General features: G+C 67.7%; 4 protein-coding genes. 1 reads left to right on the forward strand and 3 read right to left on the reverse strand.

What is annotated here, in order from left to right:
- Nucleotides 1-153 precede the first annotated feature (153 nt).
- From K6V06_RS05635 to polA, 3 genes are all read right to left on the reverse strand, one after another.
- Nucleotides 154-1,029: a dienelactone hydrolase family protein gene (locus K6V06_RS05635; protein ID WP_222240779.1), complete on the reverse strand. Its 876-nt coding sequence runs from the start codon at nucleotides 1,027-1,029 to the stop codon at nucleotides 154-156.
- A 121-nt stretch (nucleotides 1,030-1,150) separates the two neighbouring features.
- Nucleotides 1,151-2,479 carry an NAD(P)/FAD-dependent oxidoreductase gene (locus K6V06_RS05640; protein WP_222240781.1) on the reverse strand — a complete coding sequence of 443 codons (1,329 nt, stop codon included), beginning with the start codon at nucleotides 2,477-2,479 and terminating at the stop codon, nucleotides 1,151-1,153.
- Nucleotides 2,480-2,543: 64 nt separating this feature from the next.
- Nucleotides 2,544-5,375, reverse strand: coding sequence for a DNA polymerase I (polA, locus tag K6V06_RS05645; protein WP_222240783.1), 2,832 nt, complete (start codon nucleotides 5,373-5,375; stop codon nucleotides 2,544-2,546).
- A 133-nt stretch (nucleotides 5,376-5,508) separates the two neighbouring features.
- Here polA and K6V06_RS05650 point away from each other — a divergent pair, with 133 nt between their 5' ends.
- Complete coding sequence (locus K6V06_RS05650; RefSeq protein ID WP_255581624.1) at nucleotides 5,509-6,339, forward strand: TIGR00730 family Rossman fold protein; 831 nt, start codon at nucleotides 5,509-5,511, stop codon at nucleotides 6,337-6,339.
- The last annotated feature ends 195 nt before the right edge of the window (nucleotides 6,340-6,534 follow it).

The following is a 6,534-nucleotide window of genomic DNA, read 5'->3' on the forward strand; positions in this document are numbered from 1 at the left end:
CGGCTATCGGGCACCCAAACGCAACACGGTTGCAAGAGGCGCAAAGCCCGCATTGTACGGAGGGTCGGGGGGCTTTTGCAAATGCCTTGTGCCCCGGCGGGGAATCGGCCGGCGCCGATCCCCCCGGGGAACGGCGCCAACGCCGCTCGGCGATCAGGCGACGCCGTTCTGCCGGAACCAGGCCAGGCACTGCTGCCAGCCATCGCGGGCGTCCGCTTCCCGGTAGCTGGGGCGGTAGTCCGCGTGGAAGGCATGCGGCGCTTCCGGATAGACGATGAACTTCGAGGCCTTCGCCGCCGGGCTGCTCGCCTGCGCGAGCGCGGACTTCATCTGCTCGACCGTTTCAAGCGAAATGCCGGTGTCCTTGCCACCGTACAGACCCAGCACGGGCGCCTTCAGCTCGTCCGCCACGTCGACCGCGTGCCGCGGTTGCAGCGGGTTGGACTGGCCGACCAGGCGGCCGTACCAGGCCACGCCGGCCTTCAGCGTCGGGCTGTGGGCGGCATAGAGCCAGGTAATGCGGCCGCCCCAGCAGAAGCCGGTGATCGCCAGCTTCGACGTGTCGCCGCCATTCTGTCCAGCCCAGGCGACCGCGGCATCGAGATCCGCCATCACCTGGCGGTCCGGCACCTTGGCGATCAGCTCCTGCATCAATTCCTGGATGGTGCCGTAGCTGTTCGGGTCACCCTGCCGGGCGAACAGTTCGGGGGCGATCGCCAGATAGCCCAGCTTGGCGAAACGCCGGCAGATATCGGCGATATGCTCGTGCACACCGAAGATCTCGCTGATCACCAGCACCACCGGCAGCCCGGTCTTGCCCTCCGGCTGCGCCCGGTAGACCGGCATGGTGAAGTCGCCCGACTTGACATTGACCTCGCCGGCGGTCAGGCCGCTGAAATCCGTCTTGATCGCCTGCGCCGATACCGGCAGGGTGGCCGCGGCGAAGGCCGAGCCCAGGGCGGTCTTGACGAAATTGCGGCGGTCGAACGTCTGGCCGGGAACGAGGCTTTCCACTTCGGGCTTGAGCATGCGGTTTCTCCAGGATAAGGCTGGCCACGGCGGGCGCGGGCAGCCGGGATCGGATGCCGATTCTAGACAAACATGGACAGATGCGCACGCGGCAGCGCGCATCCCCGCAGGCCAACCCGATTCAGTGCAGCTTGACGCGGGGGCTGGTCTTGCTGCGCAGCCAGTGCGCCACGGTATCGACCATCATCCGCAGCGGCCCGTGCAGCGCCGACACATGCATCCGGTACAGCGATGCGTACATCAGCCGCGCCAGCATCCCTTCGATGAACATGGAGCCGCCGATCAGGCCGCCCATCAGGCTGCCGACCGCATCGAAATGCCCGAGCGACACCAGCGAGCCCAGATCCTTGAAGTGAAACGCCGGCAACGGACGGCCGGCGAGCCGGTCCTGCAGCGCGCGCAGCAGGAAGCTCGCCTGCTGGTGCGCCGCCTGGGCGCGCGGCGGCACCGTGGTCTGCTTCTCCGGCCACGGCGCGCTGGCGCAATCGCCGAAGGCGAAGATGTCGGGATCGCCCTCGCTGCGCAGGCTCGCGTCCACCAGGATGGCGCCCTGCTTGCTCACCGGCAGGCCCAGGGTGCGCAGCACCGGCGGCGCGGTGATGCCTGCCGCCCACACGGTCAGGTCGGCTTCGACACGCTTGCCGCTCGCCGTCAGCACGGCTTCGCCGGTCACCTCGGTGACACGCTCGCCAACCAGCACGTTGACGTCGAGCTTGCGCAGCAGCTTGGCGGTTTCGCTGGACACCCGCTCGGACAGCGCGGGCAGCAGCCGGGGGCCGGCTTCGATCACGCTGATATGCACGTCGCGGCGCGGATCGAGGCGGTGCAGGCCGTAGGCATTGAGTACCTGCGCGGTATTGCGCAACTCCGCCGACAACTCCACTCCCGTCGCCCCACCGCCGATGATGGCGATATCCACCCGGGGCCGGCCGTCTTCGTGCGAGCGGCCCAGGCCGTTCTGCGCGCGCACGCAGGCGCTGACCAGCCGGCGCCGGAAGCGCTCCGCCTGGGCGGTGGTATCGAGCGCAATGGCATGCTCGGCGGCACCCGGCACGCCAAAGAAATGGGTCACCGAGCCGATCGCCAGCACCAGCGTGTCGTACGGCAGTTCGCGCGCGGGCAGCAGCTCGACGCCATCGGCATCGAAGCAGGCGCCCACCGCGACGGTCTTGCGTTCGCGGTCCACGCCGGTCATCTCGCCCTGCTGGAACTCGAAGTGGTGCCAGCTGGCCTGCGCCGCGTATTCGAGCTGATGCGTGTTGGGGTCCATGCTGCCGGCAGCGACTTCGTGCAGCAACGGCTTCCAGATATGGGTGGGCGAGCGGTCCACCAGCGTGACATGGGCCCGGCCCCGCTTGCCGAGCTTGTCGCCCAGGCGGGTCACCAGTTCCAGTCCGCCGGCCCCGCCCCCGACGACAACGATTCGATGGGCCTGTACCCGTTCGTTCATGTTCTTTCCACTTGGACATTGAGATCGTGGAGGGGCGCCCGGGTGGGCGCTCATGCCGGGCGCGTCAGTGCGCCTCCTCCCAGTTCGCGCCATCGCCCACTTCCGCGACCAACGGCACGCGCAGCTGCGCCACGCCACACATCAGCTCAGGCAACCGCACCCGCACCTGCTCCAGCTCGTCGCGCGGCACTTCCAGCACCAGTTCGTCATGCACCTGCATGATCTGGCGAGTACCCAGTTGCTCGCGCTCGATCCAGTCCTGCACGGCGATCATCGACAGCTTGATCAGGTCGGCCGCGGTACCCTGCATCGGCGCATTGATCGCCGCGCGCTCCGCCGCCTGCCGGCGTGGGCCGTTCCCGCCACGAATATCGGGCAGCCACAGCCGCCGCCCGAACACGGTTTCGACGAAACCCTGCTCGCGCGCCATCTGCCGCGTCTCTTCCATATAGCGCGCGACTCCGGGGTAGCGCATGAAGTAGCGGTCGATATAGTGGCGCGCGGCATCGCGCTCGATGCCGAGGTTGCTGGCCAGGCCGAACGCGCTCATGCCGTAGATCAGCCCGAAGTTGATCACCTTGGCATAGCGGCGCTGCTCGCTGCTGACCGCGTCGGTGGCAACGCCGAAGATCTCGGCGGCGGTAGCCCGGTGGATATCCTCGCCGCGGGCGAAGGCGCCCAGCAGGTTATCGTCCTCGGAGATATGCGCCATGATGCGCAGCTCGATCTGCGAATAGTCAGCCGAGACGATGACATTGCCAGGCCCCGCGATGAACGCTTCGCGGATGCGGCGCCCTTCTTCCGTGCGCACCGGGATGTTCTGCAGGTTCGGCTCGGTCGAGGCAAGCCGCCCCGTCACCGCGGTGGCCTGCCCATAGCTGGTATGCACGCGGCCGGTCTGCGCATTGACCATGCGCGGCAGCTTGTCGGTGTAGGTGGACTTCAGCTTCGACAGCGCGCGATAGTCGAGCAACAGCTTGGGCAGCGGATAGTCCTCGGCCAGTTTCTGCAGCACCTCCTCGTCGGTGGACGGCGCGCCGCTGGCGGTCTTCTTGACCACCGGCAGCTGCATCCGTCCGAACAGGATCTCGCCGATCTGCTTGGGGGAGCCAAGGTTGAACGGCTGGCCCGCGGCCTCGTAGGCCTGCTGCTCCAGCGCCAGCATGCGCTGGCCGAGCTCGTGGCTTTGCGCCGCCAGCCGCGCCGCGTCGATCAGCACGCCGTTGCGCTCGATCTTCTGCAGCACCACCGACACCGGCATCTCGATCTGCTCGTAGACATAGCGCAGGCCGTCCTCGGCCTCGATCTGCGGGCACATGACCCGGTGCAGGCGCAGGGTCACGTCGGCGTCCTCGGCCGCGTATTCGGTGGCGCGCGCGAGCGGGATCTGGTCGAAGCACAGCTGCCCCGCTCCCTTGCCACAGACTTCCTCGTACGTGATGGTCTTCAGCCCCAGCAGCCGCTCGGCCAGGCTGTCCATGCCGTGGTTGCGGTGGGACGCCAGCACATAGCTCTGCAGCATGGTGTCGTGCCGCACGCCGCGCAGCGTGATGCCGTGATTGGCAAAGACATGCAGGTCGTACTTCAGGTGCTGGCCCACCTTGGCCCGGGACGGATCTTCCAGCCACTCGCGCAGCCGGCTCAGCACGGTGTCGATGGCCAATTGGCCACGCCCTTCCAGGCCGGCCACGTCCGGCCCCTGATGCGCGACCGGGATATAGCACGCAACGCCCGGCTCGACCGACAGCGACAGGCCCACCAGCCGCGCCTGCATCGGATCGATCGCAGTGGTTTCGGTATCGATGCAGGTCAGCTCCGCGGCTTCGACACGTTGGGCCCACTCTTCCAGCGCTTCGGCGGTATGGACCATCTCATAGCGGATCTCGACCGGCGCCGCCGCCGTACCGGTACCCGGCGCGTCGGGGGCGACAGGACCGTCGAACAGGTTGCCCTGCGGGCCGGCGCCGCTGCCGTTGCCGTTGCCGTTGCCTTGCGAGCGGGCGGCCTGTGCGCGCGCGTTGGGCAGGCTTTCGCCGGTCAGCTCGCGCAACCAGGTCTTGAAGCCGTAGCGCGAGAAGAAGGCGACCAGCTTGTCGCGGTCCTCGCCCAGATCCTTCAGCGCATGGAAGTCGGCGATGGCCGACGACAGGTCGCAGTCGCACCGCACGGTGACCAGCTCCCTGGCACGCGGCAGCCATTCGACCGTGTCGCGCAGGTTCTGTCCCACCACGCCCTTGATGTTGACCGCGTTCTCGATCACGCCGTCCAGCGTGCCGTATTCGGTCAGCCACTTCACCGCGGTCTTGGGTCCGACCTTCGGCACGCCCGGCACGTTGTCGACCGCGTCGCCGATCAGCGACAGGTAATCGACGATGCGATCGGGCGGCACGCCGAACTTGGCCACCACCCCGGGCGGGTCCAGCACTTCGCCGCTCATCGTGTTGACCAGCGTAACATGGTCGTTGACGAGCTGCGCCAGATCCTTGTCGCCGGTGGAAACCACGGTGCGGATGCCCTCGGCGGTCGCCTGCCGCGCGAGGGTGCCGATCACATCGTCCGCCTCGACGCCTTCCACCATCAGGATCGGCCAGCCCAGCGCGCGCACGGCTTCGTGGATGGGCTCGACCTGGCGCGCCAGATCCTCGGGCATCGGCGGCCGGTGTTCCTTGTAGGCGGGGTACAACGCGTCGCGGAACGTCTTGCCCTTGGCGTCGAAGACGCAGGCGCTATACTCTGCCGGGTAGTCGTTGCGGAGCTTGCGCAACATATTGATCATGCCGTAGATCGCCCCCGTGGGCAGACCCTCCCCGTTCCGCAAGTCAGGCAATGCGTGATATGCGCGATACAGATAGCTCGACCCATCGACGAGCAGCAGTGTTTTAGGACTATCCGACATTCCCATGGACTCGAAATTGACTGAAGCCGCGGCTGGCGGTGCTTCCTCGGACCACCACCGCGACGGCGCCAACGGCAATAACAGAACTGCAGGCATTCCCGCCGGCGAGGGCAAGATCAGCACCGCCGCAGACATGGACGTGAACGTGACCGTGGGCCCTTCGGCCGACGGTCCGGGCGACACCGCCGCACCAGCGAAACATGCGCCGGCCGGGGGCAAGGGGTCGCGGGGCAATCCCCGCAAGATGATTCCGAGCCTGCGTGCGCTGGCTGACGAAGATCGCGCCACCGCCAAGAAGGCGCGCGCTTCCTGGCAAATGTTCACGATTATGGCAGAGTTCATCGAGGCGACGGAGTACCTGTCGGAGATCCGGCCCGCCGTCTCGATCTACGGCAGCGCGCGCCTGCGCGAGGATTCGCCGTACTACCAGCAGACCATCGACATCGCCCGGTTGTTCTCCGACGCAGGCTTTGCCGTGATCTCGGGCGGCGGCCCCGGCATCATGGAAGCGGCCAACAAGGGCGCGCACGCCGGCAAGTCGGCCAGCGTCGGCCTGAACATCGAACTGCCGCACGAGCAGCATGGCAATCCTTACCAGGATATCGCCATGCGCTTCCGCCATTTCTTCACCCGCAAGGTGACCTTCGTCAAGAACTCGGACGCCTTCATCGTGATGCCGGGCGGCTTCGGCACGCTGGACGAACTGGCCGAGGTGCTGACGCTGGTGCAGACCGGCAAGTCGCGCGCGGTGCCGGTGGTGATGGTGGGCAGCCGCTTCTGGAAGGGGCTGCTGGACTGGTTCCGCTTCACGCTGCTGCCGATGGGCCTGATCGCCGAGCACGACCTGGACCTGATGACCATCGTCGACGAGCCGCAGGAGGTGCTGGACGCCGTCTACGACTACTACGAGCGGCGCGGCGGCGACACGCCGATTCCTCCCAAGGAGGAGATGTTCTACCTGTAAGCGCCGGGCGCGGCATCTGGAGTGGCGCAGCCGCCTCGCAAGGGGCCCGCGGGCGGCAGGACTTGCTAGAATGCAAGCCTGACGCCTCGCCGCGCCGGGCCTGCCTTTTCGGCGGCCAGCAGCGGCGCCATCCGGGTGGGGCCCCGGGGGGCCCGCGCCGCCCACGGGCCCGACCAGGTGGGCCCCGGCCCCCCC

Origin of the sequence: Cupriavidus sp. AU9028, assembly GCF_019795295.1 — a bacterium.
Taxonomy (GTDB): Bacteria; Pseudomonadota; Gammaproteobacteria; order Burkholderiales; family Burkholderiaceae; genus Cupriavidus.

Coding starts and splice junctions, on each gene's coding strand:
- polA (WP_222240783.1), bottom strand. CDS start 5,375: ATGTCGGATAGTCCTAAAACACTGCTGCTCGTCGATGGGTCGAGCTAT.
- K6V06_RS05650 (WP_255581624.1), top strand. CDS start 5,509: ATGGACGTGAACGTGACCGTGGGCCCTTCGGCCGACGGTCCGGGCGAC.
- K6V06_RS05635 (WP_222240779.1), bottom strand. CDS start 1,029: ATGCTCAAGCCCGAAGTGGAAAGCCTCGTTCCCGGCCAGACGTTCGAC.
- K6V06_RS05640 (WP_222240781.1), bottom strand. CDS start 2,479: ATGAACGAACGGGTACAGGCCCATCGAATCGTTGTCGTCGGGGGCGGG.